Source organism: Gracilibacillus ureilyticus (assembly GCF_900111195.1).
Taxonomy (GTDB): domain Bacteria; phylum Bacillota; class Bacilli; order Bacillales; family Amphibacillaceae; genus Gracilibacillus; species Gracilibacillus ureilyticus.
Genome location: NZ_FOGL01000016.1, coordinates 33,160 through 48,600 on the forward strand (window position 1 = coordinate 33,160; position 15,441 = coordinate 48,600).

13 protein-coding genes are annotated in these 15,441 nt (G+C 38.6%); 4 read left to right on the plus strand and 9 right to left on the minus strand.

The window, feature by feature from the left end:
- Window positions 1-11 precede the first annotated feature (11 nt).
- Genes BMW36_RS14755 through BMW36_RS14765 form a run of 3 tightly spaced genes read right to left on the minus strand, consistent with a single transcriptional unit; the run spans window position 12 to window position 3,692 of the window.
- A complete protein-coding gene (locus tag BMW36_RS14755; RefSeq protein ID WP_089742473.1) occupies window positions 12-1,664 on the minus strand; it encodes an ABC transporter permease in 1,653 nt (550 codons plus the stop codon).
- A 39-nt stretch (window positions 1,665-1,703) separates the two neighbouring features.
- Window positions 1,704-2,720, minus strand: a complete 1,017-nt coding sequence (locus BMW36_RS14760; RefSeq protein WP_089742474.1) for an ABC transporter substrate-binding protein — start codon at window positions 2,718-2,720, stop codon at window positions 1,704-1,706.
- A gap of 3 nt (window positions 2,721-2,723) precedes the next feature.
- Complete coding sequence (locus tag BMW36_RS14765) at window positions 2,724-3,692, minus strand: ABC transporter ATP-binding protein (RefSeq protein ID WP_089742475.1); 969 nt, start codon at window positions 3,690-3,692, stop codon at window positions 2,724-2,726.
- Between the two features lie 136 nt (window positions 3,693-3,828).
- Between BMW36_RS14765 and BMW36_RS14770 the strand changes: the two genes are divergently transcribed.
- Window positions 3,829-4,707, plus strand: a complete 879-nt coding sequence (locus tag BMW36_RS14770; RefSeq protein WP_089742477.1) for a LysR family transcriptional regulator — start codon at window positions 3,829-3,831, stop codon at window positions 4,705-4,707.
- 316 nt (window positions 4,708-5,023) lie between these two features.
- Here the strand turns inward: BMW36_RS14770 and BMW36_RS14775 are convergent, their stop codons facing one another.
- The 5 genes from BMW36_RS14775 to BMW36_RS14795 are packed head-to-tail and all read right to left on the minus strand — an operon-like array spanning window position 5,024 to window position 10,492.
- Window positions 5,024-6,811, minus strand: coding sequence for an L-fucose isomerase (locus tag BMW36_RS14775; protein ID WP_089742479.1), 1,788 nt, complete (start codon window positions 6,809-6,811; stop codon window positions 5,024-5,026).
- Between the two features lie 28 nt (window positions 6,812-6,839).
- A complete protein-coding gene (locus tag BMW36_RS14780) occupies window positions 6,840-8,309 on the minus strand; it encodes a rhamnulokinase (RefSeq protein WP_089742481.1) in 1,470 nt (489 codons plus the stop codon).
- Between the two features lie 30 nt (window positions 8,310-8,339).
- Window positions 8,340-8,990, minus strand: a complete 651-nt coding sequence (locus BMW36_RS14785; RefSeq protein ID WP_089742483.1) for a class II aldolase/adducin family protein — start codon at window positions 8,988-8,990, stop codon at window positions 8,340-8,342.
- A gap of 25 nt (window positions 8,991-9,015) precedes the next feature.
- Entirely contained in the window at window positions 9,016-9,447 is a 432-nt protein-coding gene (locus BMW36_RS14790) for an RbsD/FucU family protein (protein WP_089742486.1), read from the minus strand.
- Between the two features lie 25 nt (window positions 9,448-9,472).
- Complete coding sequence (locus BMW36_RS14795; protein WP_089742488.1) at window positions 9,473-10,492, minus strand: LacI family DNA-binding transcriptional regulator; 1,020 nt, start codon at window positions 10,490-10,492, stop codon at window positions 9,473-9,475.
- Window positions 10,493-11,045: 553 nt separating this feature from the next.
- Here BMW36_RS14795 and BMW36_RS14800 point away from each other — a divergent pair.
- From BMW36_RS14800 to BMW36_RS14810, 3 genes are all read left to right on the plus strand, one after another.
- Window positions 11,046-12,536: a sugar ABC transporter ATP-binding protein gene (locus BMW36_RS14800; protein WP_089742490.1), complete on the plus strand. Its 1,491-nt coding sequence runs from the start codon at window positions 11,046-11,048 to the stop codon at window positions 12,534-12,536.
- A gap of 22 nt (window positions 12,537-12,558) precedes the next feature.
- Window positions 12,559-13,554: an ABC transporter permease gene (locus BMW36_RS14805; RefSeq protein ID WP_089742491.1), complete on the plus strand. Its 996-nt coding sequence runs from the start codon at window positions 12,559-12,561 to the stop codon at window positions 13,552-13,554.
- Window positions 13,555-13,623: 69 nt separating this feature from the next.
- Entirely contained in the window at window positions 13,624-14,685 is a 1,062-nt protein-coding gene (locus BMW36_RS14810) for an ABC transporter substrate-binding protein (RefSeq protein WP_245711704.1), read from the plus strand.
- A 376-nt stretch (window positions 14,686-15,061) separates the two neighbouring features.
- Here the strand turns inward: BMW36_RS14810 and BMW36_RS14815 are convergent, their stop codons facing one another.
- Window positions 15,062-15,361, minus strand: a complete 300-nt coding sequence (locus BMW36_RS14815) for a hypothetical protein (protein ID WP_089742493.1) — start codon at window positions 15,359-15,361, stop codon at window positions 15,062-15,064.
- Window positions 15,362-15,441: the final 80 nt, after the last annotated feature.

The window sequence follows — 15,441 nt, forward strand, 5'->3', positions numbered from 1 at the left end:
AACTTCTAACATTAGTTTGTGCGTAGTGCCTTTCGTTGCAAGAGTTCAATCAAAAAGATACAAAGGATGGTTAGTAGTACGGTGATGACAGCCATTGCCATACCTTTTGATACGTCACCTTGTTCAAATTGACTAAAAATGAAAGTGGCACTCGTTTCAACTGATGGAGGGAGTATAAGTAAAGAACCAACTAGTTCACGCATAGAAATAATAAAGGTCATCATCCATCCAGCTAAAATACCTTGTCCTAAAAGCGGAAGCCAGATTTTTAATAAAATGATCCAACTATTTTGAGCAAAGACTGCATTTGATTGATGAATGGATGGGTGTAACTGTGACAGAGCTGACTTGGTATATTGGACGGAATAAGGTAAAAACAACACAATATACGTCACAATCGGCATCCAGCTCGTATTATAGATAGTTGCAGGAAGCCAAGCTGCATTCCAAAACAGGATGAGTCCTACGACAAAGACAATTCCAGGAATGATATTGGACAACAAGCTTGTAACATCGAGAAACTGTTGTGGTTTCCTTTTACCATCTTGAATATATAACGCCGCACAGAATCCAATTGTTACTGCAATTGTCGAAGCAACAAAGGCAAAATTAATACTGTTCATTAATGCTTGAAAGCTGGAAGAACCTATTGTAAAAAGATCTGTATAATGACTAAAAGTTATATTACTCAGACTAAGAGCTTCACCGCGAACCTTTAATAAAGAAGTAGCAATGATCGAAAAATATGGGACACCAATTGATAACCCTAATATGATCAACACATATCCTGATGAAACGATACGGATGATGAGCGAATCTTTCATTTGGTTCGCATTGGTTGATTTACCTGAAAGTGTCCCGTAAGAATGTTTACGACTTATCACATTTTGGATATACCAGATAAGCATACAAACACTTAATAAGATAAGGGATAAGCTTGTAGCGGCAGAAATGTTAATCGGCCAATGAGATAGATAGCCGTGAATTTCTGTTGTAAAGACATCATAGCCAATCCTTTTACCGAATGTGGCAGGTGTACCGAACTCTGCTAATGTCTTGATGAAAATAAGTAAAGCTGCCATTACATAACTTGAGATTAATAGTGGCAAAATGGCACGTATCCAGTTCATAATCGGATGACCACCATAAATTAATGTTGCATCCTGAAAAGACCCATCAATTCTCAGCAAGGCATTCTTTAACATTAAATAAAGAAATGGATAGAGATGCATACTCATGATAAACACCATTCCCGCTACACTGAAAAAAGTAAACGGCGCATCTGCTTGAAATATTTGTTCATAATAGCCATTGTGCTGCATGAACAGTATCCAACCCATAGAACCAATGTAAGGTGGTGTCATAAATGGAATAGTAAAGATAATATCTAACCAGTCATATTTTGCCAGAATTGTTTTTGTTCTAATAATGGCTAAAGGTAATGCGATACATGTTGTTAATGCAATTACGTAAAGGCCAAGCAATAACGAGTTTTGCATTGTTTTGAAAATACTATTATTCTGCAGCACAGATAGCATGGAATCGAATGACAGACTGCCATCTTCCAAGAATGTATAGCCGATAACCGCAAGAAGCGGTGCTACAGCTAAAATACTAAGTATAATAAACAAAGCCGTAAAAGGTGCATGTCTACGTACAATCATACGTATTCCTCCAGTAAGTTACTTCATCATATAGACGTCTTACTCCATTGATGTGAATTTGTTTAGTGTTTCAGTTTGCTTATTTTCGATATCATCTAAGTCTAGTGGAAGTGTTGGGATTTCACTTAATGCTGCACGATCATTTAATTCAATAGCATCGTTACCAGGTAAAATATATGCATCTGCAATCAATTGTTGCGCTGTATCAGATAATAAGAAATCAATATATTTTTTCGCACCTTCTACGTTGTGCGCATCTGCTAAAATTGCGGCAGCACGCGGACTGATAACTGTACCACTTTCTGGATAGTAAATATCAACAGGCTCTCCATCATTTTTCGCTTTATATGTCATATAGTCCACAGCTGATACAACAACATCTTTGTCTCCAGTAATTACAGAGTTTAATGCTTCTTTGTTCGCACCTGCGATTAGTAAATCATTGTCTAACCAGCTCTGTACTGTATCCCAACCATCATCTGTTTGATTGGTTAATCCATATAGAAAGTCGACAGCAGATCCGGAAGATGTCGGGTCAGGCATCGCAACACGTCCTTGCCATTCCGGGTCACTGAAATCATTCCAATCAGCATCGATAGCATCTACTTGATTGGTGTTATATGCAACACCAAGAGCAGCTGCACTATATCCATAATAATAGTGGTCTGGGTCACTCCACTCAGCATTGATGCTTTCCCCATTTTCTGCTTCATATGCTTGTAATTTTTCTTCGGATTTTAATCCTTCCATAGATGGTACAGAAGCAAGTACAACAACATCAGCTACTGGATTGTTTGATTCAGCCTCTAATCTTGATAAAATTTTACCTGTCGTACTTTGGAACATTTCTACCTTAATACCGGTTTCTTCTTCAAATGCTTCTTGGATATTTTCTGCCAGTCCACCAGGTCCTGCTGAATAAACTGTGATCGTATTCTCGTCTGTTGAAGAGTCTTTCTCAGCACCTGAGGCTTCATCATTGTTAGCTCCACAAGCACCTAATAGTAATGTTGATGCAAAAATTCCTGACAATAACGTTAATTTTAATTTTTTCATTTGTTACGCCTCCTGTTTTTGTAATGAATGAATGGTATTTTCTTCGATATAAAGCTTGATCCTTTCCCCTTGCATATGTGGATGATGATCATAGAACTTCCACAATAGTCCGTTTGTTTCAACAAAGATGAGATAACGATCACCTTCATACATGCATTTTCTTACAACCGCAGATCTCGTTGTTGTATTGGCTTGCGGGTATAGATGGACATGTTCAGGACGAATCATTCTTTCTTGTTCTTCCAGCCAATTCGTTTTGCCAATAAAGTTAGCAACAAAAGAGTTATTAGGAGAATGATAAATTTCTTCAGGTGTACCTGTTTGGACTACTTCTCCACTATTCATGACAATTATGCTGTCAGACATTGCCATTGCTTCTGTTTGATCATGTGTCACAAAGATAGCTTTTGAACCAATCGACTGTACGATCGTTAGTATCTCTTCACGCATTTCTTCACGAAGAATCGCATCAAGTGCACTAAGCGCCTCATCAAACAAAATCAGTTTTGGATTAACAGCGATTGCTCGAGCTAATGCGACACGTTGCTGTTGTCCTCCAGATAGTTCTCCTGGCTTCATTTTCGCCTTTTGTTCCAGCTTCACTTTCTTTAATGCATCATGAACGATCTCTGTTCGCTCAGACTTTGATACTTTCCCTCTTAGTCCAAAAGCAACATTGTCAAAAACAGTCATGTGTGGCCATAGTCCAAAATCTTGAAATACCATGGCGATTTCTCGTCTGTTTGGTTTTACATTCACTTTTTGTGACTGAGAGAAAATCTGTGTGTCATCAAAATAAATTTCGCCAGCTGTTGGTTCTGTTAGTCCTGCTAACATTTTCAGCAGAGTAGTTTTACCACAGCCTGATTGACCGAGAATCGTTACAAATCTATCTTCTATGGTTAGATCAATCGGCTTTACTGCTTGGACATTTCCGTATTTTTTCTCGACCCCTTTTAAATGAATTTTCATGATATCCTCTCCTTACTTATTAGTTTAGAGAAGAAATGTTTAGCAAATATTAACTAACTGTTAACAATAAATTAAAATAAATCTGATAGAATCATCATACTGTTAGAAAAAATCTAAAATACTTTAGGGTGATAAAGTGAATATACAAAAATTAAATGTATTTATATCATTAGTAGAAACGAGAAAAATGACCGATACGGCTAAATTATTAGGTTTATCAACACCAACCGTTTCTTTTCATATTAAATCGTTAGAGGAAGACTATGGGATTAAGCTTTTTCGTACAAATGCAGGTGGCTATCGGCTGACAGATGCCGGAGAAATGCTCTACCATTATGCGAAGCAATTAAGTCAAACGAATCAAGCATTGGAAAAAAGTGTGGCAGATTATAAAAATGGGGAAAAAGGTGCTCTGAAGCTTGGTGCAAGTGGTGTTCCAGCACAATTGTTCATGCCAGAATTAATTCACCAATTAGCGGAAAGCTATCCTAAAGTGAAAGTTTCTTTAGATGTAAAAACAGCTCCAGATATAGAAAGAAGACTGTTACTACAAGAACTAGATTGTGGCTTAATTATGGAAACAGGGAATAAGGAGCAAGACCTGATCTATGAGCCAGTTACGAGCGATAAGATTGTACTAGCCTTTAGTAAGGAACATTCATTTAACGGAAAAAACATTTTAGAGGAGAATGACTTGTACAATCAAACTTTACTAGTCCATCGTTTATCAAGTTCAACAGGTCGCTTCTCTCAATCATGGCTACAAGAGAAAAAGTTAAGAATGGAAATGATCCAACTAGATTCTGTTTCAACAATTATTAAGATGTTGTCATATGGAAAGGCGGTTGCACTTATCTCTAAACGATTAATCGAAAATGAAACGCATCTATCCTATATAGAATTTCAAAATCAGGATTTAGAAAGACAAATTCATTTCGTTTATCACTGTAATTTATGGATGAGTGGGCCATTTCAATATTTTAAGGAGCTTGTAACTAACTTAAGGGAGAGTTAGATCTTGAAATACAGGGACGGTCTCCCGTTTCACTCTTAGAAATTGCAACAGAAGAACCTTCCTCTGTTTCAATTGCTGACTTCGAAATAACGATGATCCGTATGAAATTTCTATAATGGTACCGCTTCATACACCCGAAGTTCCAAATGATCATTCGATTTATGCTTAAGGATGAACGTAACACTGCTCTCAGCTTTTTTGCTCTATTTAATTCACTGTTTCAGTTTTTGGAGATGGTGGTTTGTTCAGTTATCTAAAAAAGAGTGAGCTATAATCACAACAGCCCACTCCTCCAATTTACTACTATATCATCCCATTACCGATACAATGGTCCATAAGTTTGACAAGCCCGGTAATCAGCACTCTCAGAGTCTTTGGTGCCAAACATGTTCCAAGCGCTTGGCCTGAATGTTTTTTCCTCATCTACATTATGCATATTAACCGGAATTCGTAACATGGAAGCTAATGTAATTAAATCAGCTCCAATATGACCATAACTCATCGAACAGTGATTTGCTCCCCAATTATTCATCACGCTATAAACATCGCGGAATGCCCCTTCTCCAGTCAGGTTAGGTACGAACCATGTAGTCGGCCAGGTAGGATCTGTGCGATTGTTTAATATTTCATGGACTTCACCCGGTAACTCCACTGTATAGCCTTCTGCTACTTGCAATACTGGACCTAATCCTTTGACTAAATTAAGGCGTGCAATCGTTACTGGCATATCTCCTTTTGTTTTAAAGTTACTGGAAAAGCCGCCGCCCCGGAAATATTCGGTATTTGCCGGACGCCATTTTGTTGCCTGTAAGCATTTCTCTGTTTCTTCTTCTGTAATGTTCCAAAATGGTTTCATGGCTGGTTTTCCATCTAACTCCTGCTCACCTGTTCCATCTAATGCCGCTGATCCAGAGTTTATCAAGTGAATAATACCATTCTCTGCTTTTCCTTCTAATTGGTGCTCCGTTACCCTTTTGACTGCATCTGGACTCCAATATGTTCGAACATCTGCGAAAACTTGCGCTGTATTCGTCAGTAAGTGGCCGAATAACATTGTAACAGCATTTAATGAATCATTTTCCGTTGCCACAATATATGGAGCACGGATACCGTTCCAGTCAAACGAAGAGTTCAGCATTGCCTCCATAAAATCTCCATTTGGAAAATGATCGGTCCATTGGCGCTGACCTTGAAACCCTGAGGCAATCGCATGATGGCCCATTGCTTCTTCTTCATAGCCTAATTCGCTTAGTTTAGGATTCCCTTCCATTAGATCGCGCGTAATGATCATCATTTTAATATTCATCTTGAGGTCCTCATTTTTTTGTTCTGCTGTGCGTTGGTTTTCTGCTGAATTAATATCAGAGCCAATCGAACAGTTTTCCTTTACCCAGGCGTAGGCTTGCTCGAATTCTTCCTTATCATAAATCTCTTCATTAATCCGTCGAGTCAATTCAGTCATATCAACATATTCATTGCGCATGCCTAAATAATCCTGGAAGAAGTCTTCATTCACCATACTGCCTGCTATCCCCATCGATACAGAGCCGATGGATAAATAAGATTTATCTTTTAGCATTGCAACAACCAGACCTGACCTTGCGAAGCTGAGTAACTTTTCCTGTACATCGGACGGAATAGAATCATCAGCAATATCCTGTACCTCATGGCCGTATATTCCGAAAGCAGGGATCCCTTTCTGATTATGGGCCGCTAACACGGCAGCTAAATAAACAGCACCTGGCCGTTCTGTTCCATTAAATCCCCAAATCGCATTTGGTCTTTGCGGATCCATATCCATTGTTTCCGAACCATAACACCAGCACGGCGTCACTGTAATAGTCACACCTACATTCTCCTGATCAAACTTCGCCTTTGCTTGCGCTGCCTCCGCTACACCGCCAATACACGTATCTGCAATCACTGTTTGTACCTTTTCCCCATTATTGTAGCGCAATTGTTCTGATAAAAAAGATGCGACAGTCTTTGCCATGTTCAGCGTTTTCTCCTCTAATGACTCCCGGACACCTTTCCTTCTCCCATCAATCGTCGGTCTAATTCCTATCTTTGGCATAGTTGCTATGAATCGTTTGTTTGCAGTCATACATAACTCCTCCTTCATTATTTATTGATTATTCCACATAATGTACAAAGCGTTGATAAGCTTCTTTCCATTCGAGTTGTGCTGCTGGATGATAGTGTTTTACGGAAAAAGAGTGCTTTACGATTTTCCTTGCCTCCTGAATATTCTGTATTTCTCCTAAAGCTATCCATTGACCAATCGCATTTCCAATCGAGCTAGCTTCGACCGGGCCTGCTACCACCTCTCGATTAGTAGCATCGGCTGTCAATTGACATAGATTCGTATTACGAATGGCGCCGCCCCCCATATGGATGCGTGTTACTCTTTTGCCGGTTAGTTTTTCTAACCTTTTAATAACCCAGCAATATTTCATTGCTAAGCTTTCCAGAATACACCTAATGATTTCCCCTCTCGTTTCGGGTACAGGTTGGGCTGTTTCCTGACAGTAGACTTGAATTTCCTTAACCATATTTTCCGGACTGAAAAATCTGCTGTCATCCGGATTGATAAAGGAACGAAAGGATGCTGACTTTTGAAAAAGCATATTTTCCTTTTCAAAATCTGTGCTGATCCCCTCTCTTTCCCATATCACTCGACATTGCTGCAAGAGCCACATTCCCATATTATTTTTCTGAAGGCGATATTTACCGTCTATCGTAGCTTCATTGGTAAATCCCCAATCATATGCATCACTTGTTGTCACAGGGTAATCAACAGGTACACCAATCAGCACCCAAGTGCCACAACTCATAAATACAGACTGATCATCTTCTAACGGAAGTGCGGCTACTGCACAGGCAGTATCGTGACCAGCCACATTAATCACCTTAACAGGGTCCATTTGCAATTCATTATTAATCGAGGGTAACGTTTCACCAACGATTGTAAGCGTTTTCTTAATTGGCGCTAATAAATCTGCTGGTATCTCTAACACTTCGAGAATAAGCTTTTCCCATTTCATTTCACCAGCTGCTAACAGTTGGGTTGTCGAACTAATTGTAAACTCATTATTTTTTTCCCCGCTGAACAAATAAGCTAATAAGTTCGGCGTCAGCAATAAGGTATCAGCCTTATCCAGCAATTCAGGGTAGTATTGTTTGATTCCGTATAATTGAAAGATTGTATTAATAGAAGCTGTCTCCACACCTGTCCGTGCGAATAATTCCGCTGAAGAGATTTTTTCTAACACCCGTTCCATCCCTTCCGCATTTTTCGTATTCCGGTAACTATAAGGATTGGCTAATAGCTCTCCTGTATTTGAAAGCAGGCCAAAGTCCACACCCCAAGTATCAATGCCCATGCTCTCCACTTTGTTATAGCCCTTTTGAATACTAATTTGCATCGCTTTTTTCATTTCGGTGAAAATGTTTAGTATATCCCAGTAGTAATTTCCTGTTACGTATACAGGTTGGTTTGAAAAGCGATAGATTTCTTCCTGGTGCATTTTCTCCCCATCAAACGCATTTAACATTAACCTTCCATTTGAAGCCCCTATATCAAATGCCCATACTCTCTTCATTTCCATCCTCCCTACTAACCCGCCAATCTACTATTGTGTATCTTTCAATAGTTTCGCTCGGTATTTTTCACTGGAAAGGTTTTGTAAATCTTCACATTCCTCATTACTTAAAATTCTGGGAGTACCTACCGAACAGGAAACCGTATATACCTTAGCCGCTTCCTCTGTTAACTGCAGGAAAAAGTACGCCTCTTTCATCGTTTTTCCCACTGTTAATACCCCATGGTTACGCATTACCACAACATCAGTCCCATCGATGACTTCCGCAACAGCATCGGCTAAAACGTGAGTAGTCGGGATCAAATAATCCAAATAGCTGACTTTTTTTATCATGGCAGGGAAATCCGGGAACATGCTTGGTATCTCTTTACCTGCAGAAGAAACACCTACCGAATAAGTTGGATGTGCATGCAGTACAGAATCAATTTCTGGTCTTCTTCTGAAACACTCTAAATGCATCAGCACCTCTGACGAAGGCTTTAAATCACTTAAAACTTCTCCTGTTTCTATATTCACTTTAACCCACTGGTCTTCTTCTATTTCCTGCAGATCAAAGCCACTTGGGGATATATACATAAACTTCCCATCTCTTTGGCTTAAATTACCTCCAGCACCTACGACAAGTCCTGATGTCACTAGCTTCTTAGCAAACTCCCCCAGCTGTTCTTTAACTTTAGACATACACTTTCCTCCCTCTATTTTGAAATTATTCGATTACACCTTTCTTCAAAATGATATTGGCATATAATGCTTTTTCACTTGTTGCTATAATGGCATAAGCCTTCTTTGATCTTTCGTAAAAATCAAATCGTTCTTCATAACTAATCTTATCTTCTGAAACCTGGTAGTCGTTCAATATATCGCCGTAGGTTTTCCAAATGTCAGGTTGATTTTCTTTGTCAGGGTTTACTACCTGCATTAATGTAATCGGTTGCTCTACAAATGTATCAATTGGGAAAAGCTGCATTATGGCTGCCAATAATTCCGGTATGTTGTGTCCGTCACACCGAACCAATCGTTTAGCATAATTGGCTGCAGGGAAATTCCCGTCAGCTAACACAATCTCGTCTCCATGCCCCATCTCATGAAGGATTTTCAATAATTCAGGGGATATAATATTAGGTATATTTTTTAACATGAGAGTACACTCCTCTATACTTCATCTATATCTTACTCGTCGATTTACGTATATGAATGTCCGGTGGCAAAATGATTCTTCTTTCCTTTTCTACTTTTTTCTCTTCCACTCTTTCAACCAGATATTGAACACCTATTCTTCCAAATTGATTAGCAGGCTGTGCAGCAACAGTAAAAAATGGATCAAAGTAAACAACAGGTTCCACTTCATCAAAACACACAACTGAAATATCCTGTGGAACATGGAAACCTAATTCTTTCAATGCCTGAATAACACTGATTGCAATAAAGTTGTTGGCTGCAAAAATAGCAGTGGGGCGTTTTTCTTTATTATGGTTCATCAGATGCTGAATAATATTTTTTGCATCGCCTGATTGTACATTTTTAAAATCAATCTCTGATATATAATGTTCGTGTACTGGTAAATCATTTAATTTCAATGTTTCAAGATACCCACGCTGCCGGTCCCGTGCTGTGGAAACATTTGACGGACCATTTATCAGTGCAATGTTTTTGTGCCCATAGTTGATTAAATGTTCGATCAATTTCCGGCTGCCTTCATAACTATCACCTATTACATAATCACCTGCAAAATCTTTTATCGTCCTGTCCAGTAGTACTACAGGAATGTTGTGTTGTTTTAACCGGTTAATTTGGGCGATGGTTTTGTCACTAGTAGGTGCGATTAATACGCCGTCTACCCTTGCTGAGAGCATCATATCAATATAAGTATTTTCTTTTTCAAAATCTTCGTCTGTATTTGCTATTAATACCCGGTAACCCAATTCCACAGCAGCATCTTCTGCACCTCTGGCAATCTTGGAGAAAAACGGATTAGCTATATCTGTAAGAATTAATCCTAGTGTTTTTGTTTTGTTTGATGTTAAGCTTCTTGCCGCAGAATTCGGTACATAGCCTAAATCTTTTATCGCTTTTTCTACTTTTTCTCTTGTTGTTATCTTAATGTTTCCCGAATTATTAATTACTCTTGAAACAGTCATTGGAGAAACATTTGCCTTTTTCGCAATATCGTATATCGTTACCATTTACTCGACCTCTTTTTTATTAGCTTTGGTGGTTATAATGATATCGGTATCATTTTATTTTTGCAAGCATTTTCTTTATTTTTCTTTCACATAAATACTAATAAACCACTACCATAACAACATTTAATACAATATAAAAATGGAGGGACTTGCAGGGAAGTTCAAAATAATCATTGACACCCTACCACCCATGTGATAATTTTGTGTTACCGGTAACCGAAAGCGCTATCATATTTCTTGAGAATATAAATATGACTGTATGATCAACTTTAATGATTGAAAGGTACATTGGAAACAGTGTGGGACAGCGACTCTTTTAAATAGCTTTGGGAGTAGTCGTTACTAATTATCCCCCTTAATTATGCTTGTTTTATGCCCGATGAATTAGATAGAACTGAATCCAGTGAACTTCTCTATGCAAAACAGGGGATTTTTTAACCTGCCTCGATATGTTAGCGGTATCAGTAATTTAAACTATCTGTTTTAAAAAGTTAATTTTCATAATGAACATCATACGTAACAAATAAGATCCTTAGAAGAAAGGAGCGAAAATATGTCTGGTAAAATACTTGAGATGAAGAACATTTCGAAAACCTTCCCTGGTGTTAAAGCCCTGTCAAATGTTCTTTTAGACCTTTATCCCGGTGAGGTACTAGCTCTTATTGGAGAAAATGGTGCAGGAAAATCAACCTTAATGAAAATCCTGACCGGAATATATCAAAAAGACGCAGGGCATATATTTTATAATAATCAGGAAATAGCCCCAACTAATCCGAAAGAAGCCCAGGAGTTAGGTATTAATATTATTCATCAGGAATTAAACCTCATGCCAGATTTAACCGTTGCAGAGAATATTTTTATCGGACGGGAACCAAGAGACTTTTTAAATTTCTTCTTAAATAATAAAGAACTGAATCAGAAAGCAGAAGCTCTATTCGAACGATTAAATATTAAACTAAACCCCCGCACCAAGATTTCTAAGCTAACTGTAGCCAAACAGCAAATGGTGGAAATTGCAAAAGCATTATCCTTTAATGCTAAAGTCCTTATTATGGATGAGCCCACTGCCGCATTAACAGATAAAGAGATTAACACATTATTCAATATCATTAATTGGTTAAAAAATGAAGGCGTTTCCATCATCTATATCTCTCACAGAATGGAAGAATTGAAACGTATTTCTGATCGAATCACTGTCATGCGTGATGGAGAATACATCGACACTTTACCCACTGAAACAACTGAAATGAAGCAGGTTGTTTCCTTAATGGTCGGGAGAGAAATCAAGATAGAGCAAAAAACTTCTAATCCAGATACATTCACAGAGACAATCCTTGAAGTAAACAATCTAAATAATCATTACCTGAAAGATGTATCATTTCATCTCAGGAAAGGTGAAATACTCGGTTTCGCCGGTTTAGTTGGTGCAGGAAGGACAGAAGTAGCCAGAGCCATTTTTGGAGCAGATTCATTTACTGGTGAAATTATTATTAATGGCAGCAAGGTTTCGATTAAACAACCCGTCGATGCCGTTAATCATGGGATAGGATATTTATCTGAAGACAGAAAACGTTATGGGCTTATGCTTGATATGACTGTAAAAGAAAACATCGCTATTTCCTCTTTAAGTAAATATACGATGGCTTCTTTTGTTAAACCTTCTAACATAAAGAAGGATGCAGAGGAATACTCTACAAAATTAAAAGTGAAAACTCCGAGTGTCAATCAACGGGTTAAGCTATTATCTGGCGGGAATCAGCAGAAGGTTGTTATTGCAAAATGGTTATTAAAGAATTCTGATATTCTGATTTTTGATGAACCTACCAGAGGTATCGATGTAGGGGCAAAGCAGGAAATTTATGAATTACTAGAATCACTGGCAAAGGAAGGGAAATCCATTATGATGATTTCTTCTGAATTGCCGGAGGTATTAAGACTTAGTGACCGTATCATGGTAATGAATGAAGGGCGTATAACCGGTGAGCTATTAAGCAAAGACGCAGATCAGAAGAGAATTATGGAGCTTGCCACTAAACATTATTAAAGTTTTAGGGGAGTGAGTAGCAATGTCAGTAACATTAATAAGTACTAAAACAGAGAGTAATAAGAAGATCCTTAGCAGTACAGAAGCCTTACAGCAAATTCTGGCTTTTGCCAGTTTGATCATTTTAATTATCTTTTTCTCATTGGCATCTGAAAACTTTTTAAGCTGGTCTAATATTGAAGGTATATTGTTATCGACAACTGTAATTGGCATTTTAGCGTTAGGTACAACATTTGTCATTATTACCGGCGGCATTGATTTGTCAATTGGTACAGGGATGACACTAACGTCTGTGATGACAGGGGTATTTATCGTCTTCTTAGGGTTACCAGTCATTATGGGAATTATAGGTGGCATTTTAATGGGTGCCTTAATTGGTTTTATTTCCGGTTTTTCAGTATCGGTACTGAAGATTCCTCCCTTCATAGCAACACTGGCAATGATGATGATTGCCGAGGGCTTATCATTGGTCATTTCCGGGGCATCCCCGATATATTTCAGCGATGTAGAGGGCTTTAATTTAATTGCTCTTGGTTCTATATCCCCGGTATTATCAATCCCTAATGCTGTTTTAATATTCTTTTTAATGGTAATTATCGGCTGGATTCTATTGTCAAAAACCATTGTCGGCCGTTATACGTTTTCCATCGGGAGCAACGAGGAAGCAACTCGATTATCAGGTATAAACGTGAAAAAGTGGAAAATGATTATATACACGATAGCCGGGTGCTTCACCGGGGTAGCTGGTGTGATTATGGCCTCAAGACTAAATTCCGCCCAACCTTCATTAGGAATGGGATATGAATTGGAAGCAATCGCCGCTGTAGTTATTGGCGGAACATCTTTAAGCGGCGGGAAAGGATCCCTGATTGGCACTTTAATTGGGGCATTAATTATGAGTGTCCTTACAAACGGTTTGCGCATCATGTCTATCCCGCAGGAATGGCAAACAGTCGTTATTGGTCTGGTAATTCTGTTAGCTGTATATTTTGATATGCTGCGCAAAAAAGGCGAATAACCAAATAGTTCACGGACTTAACTCAATGGAGTTATTTCATACATTAAATATTTATAAAGGGGAGATTTGATGAACAGAAAGTTTTTAGCATTGGTGATTATGGTTTCGTCTCTTGTGTTTGTTTTAGCAGCATGCGGCGGGGACTCTACAGAGACAGGTTCAAATGATAGTGGATCAGACAACACACAAAACGAAGAAAACAATGAAAGCTCAGGGGAATCAGCAACTACTGATAATGAAGACGGCGAAACTTCTGAGGACAAACCTTATGTAGCTATTATCTCCAAAGGGTTCCAGCATCAATTCTGGCAAGCAGTTCAAAGAGGTGCTGAAAAAGCAGCTGAGGAATTTAATGTAGAAATCACTTTTGAGGGTCCTGACAATGAATCACAAGTGGATAAACAAATTGAAATGCTACAAACAGCTTTAGATAAAAATCCAGACGCTATCGGCTTTGCTGCATTGGATTCTCAGGCAGCTGCACCATTACTTGAGAATGCAAAAGAAAAAGATATTCCTGTAATTGCGTTTGACTCTGGGGTGAACAGCGATATCCCGGTTACTACTGCTTCGACTGATAATTACGCAGCTGCAGCCGAGGCAGCACATAAGATGGCTGAATTAATTGGTGAAGAAGGCAAAGTTGCATTAGTAGTACATGACCAAGTATCTGTTACCGGTGTACAGCGACGTGATGGATTTATAGAAACAATGGAGAAGGAATATCCCAATATCGAAATTGCAGATACGCAATATGGCGGGGGAGATCACTTAGAATCTACTAACTTAGCAAAAGCAATGATGCAGGCGCATCCAGATTTAGCAGGGATTTACGGCACAAATGAAGGATCTGCTATCGGTGTGGTGAACGCCGTTAGAGAACTTGGTAAAGAAAGTGAAGTAACGATTGTCGGCTTTGACTCAGGTAAGCAACAAATTGATGCTATTAAGGACGGAGTTATGGCGGGTGCCATTACACAAAACCCAGAAGGAATTGGTTATGAAACTGTAAAAGCTGCAGTAGACACATTGAATGGCAAAGAAGTACCTGAAACTATTGATACAGGGTTCTACTGGTATGATGCTGATAACATCGATAGTGAAGAAATTCAAGCTGCTATATATGAATAGTAATTCCTCCAGCACAGGTCAGCTATAATAAGTGTGTGTTCAGAAGTTACCGGATTAAACTTCTCTCCTTAAGATAGAATTAGCGTACGGTTAAGTAATTTCGTCAGCTTTTAAGTACGCTAAAACAGCTTGCTGATAATTTGGTGACTTTTTGATACACACTTTAGTACATTTAGTACTAGTGTACAGCATTTCATCCATATGCATTGGAGGAGCGGAGATAATAAGCCCGTTTAAGTCGGAACGTTTTTATCCTTTCCTTTCAAACCATTCAACTTATCATCCTCAAAAACTTTCTTGCTATATTCATAATCTCTTAATAACCAAAATCATCCCAGAATATCACCCTTCCTATCCTCCCTAACACAACGTATGACTAATAATTGGACCCACCACTCACCTTTGTGCAAATTCCCAGTGCATTGAACCAGCGTGTGATGCCGCGAACATGGGAATCGATTTCGACTAATGGCAGTGCCTGCATATGCGGATCTACACTGCCCTCTCTGCCATATAACCTCACTTCATCACATGTAGTGATCACTTCGATTATCTCATGGTCATTCTGTACCTCTTTTGCTACAATTAACTCGGCTATTGTTGCATAATCATTCGTCATTTCCACATTATTCATTTCAAGTCCATGTCTCACTAATAATTTTTCTACTGATTTCATTTGATCAGCTCCTTTTGATTTGTTAATGATAGTGTACTGAATGAAGTGTGCACGGCCTGCACAGTTGCGGGAAGTTGTTA

Coding starts and splice junctions, on each gene's coding strand:
- BMW36_RS14795 (WP_089742488.1), bottom strand. CDS start 10,492: ATGGTAACGATATACGATATTGCGAAAAAGGCAAATGTTTCTCCAATG.
- BMW36_RS14790 (WP_089742486.1), bottom strand. CDS start 9,447: ATGTTAAAAAATATACCTAATATTATATCCCCTGAATTATTGAAAATC.
- BMW36_RS14780 (WP_089742481.1), bottom strand. CDS start 8,309: ATGAAGAGAGTATGGGCATTTGATATAGGGGCTTCAAATGGAAGGTTA.
- BMW36_RS14760 (WP_089742474.1), bottom strand. CDS start 2,720: ATGAAAAAATTAAAATTAACGTTATTGTCAGGAATTTTTGCATCAACA.
- BMW36_RS14785 (WP_089742483.1), bottom strand. CDS start 8,990: ATGTCTAAAGTTAAAGAACAGCTGGGGGAGTTTGCTAAGAAGCTAGTG.
- BMW36_RS14815 (WP_089742493.1), bottom strand. CDS start 15,361: ATGAAATCAGTAGAAAAATTATTAGTGAGACATGGACTTGAAATGAAT.
- BMW36_RS14800 (WP_089742490.1), top strand. CDS start 11,046: ATGTCTGGTAAAATACTTGAGATGAAGAACATTTCGAAAACCTTCCCT.
- BMW36_RS14810 (WP_245711704.1), top strand. CDS start 13,624: ATGAACAGAAAGTTTTTAGCATTGGTGATTATGGTTTCGTCTCTTGTG.
- BMW36_RS14775 (WP_089742479.1), bottom strand. CDS start 6,811: ATGACTGCAAACAAACGATTCATAGCAACTATGCCAAAGATAGGAATT.
- BMW36_RS14755 (WP_089742473.1), bottom strand. CDS start 1,664: ATGATTGTACGTAGACATGCACCTTTTACGGCTTTGTTTATTATACTT.
- BMW36_RS14765 (WP_089742475.1), bottom strand. CDS start 3,692: ATGAAAATTCATTTAAAAGGGGTCGAGAAAAAATACGGAAATGTCCAA.
- BMW36_RS14805 (WP_089742491.1), top strand. CDS start 12,559: ATGTCAGTAACATTAATAAGTACTAAAACAGAGAGTAATAAGAAGATC.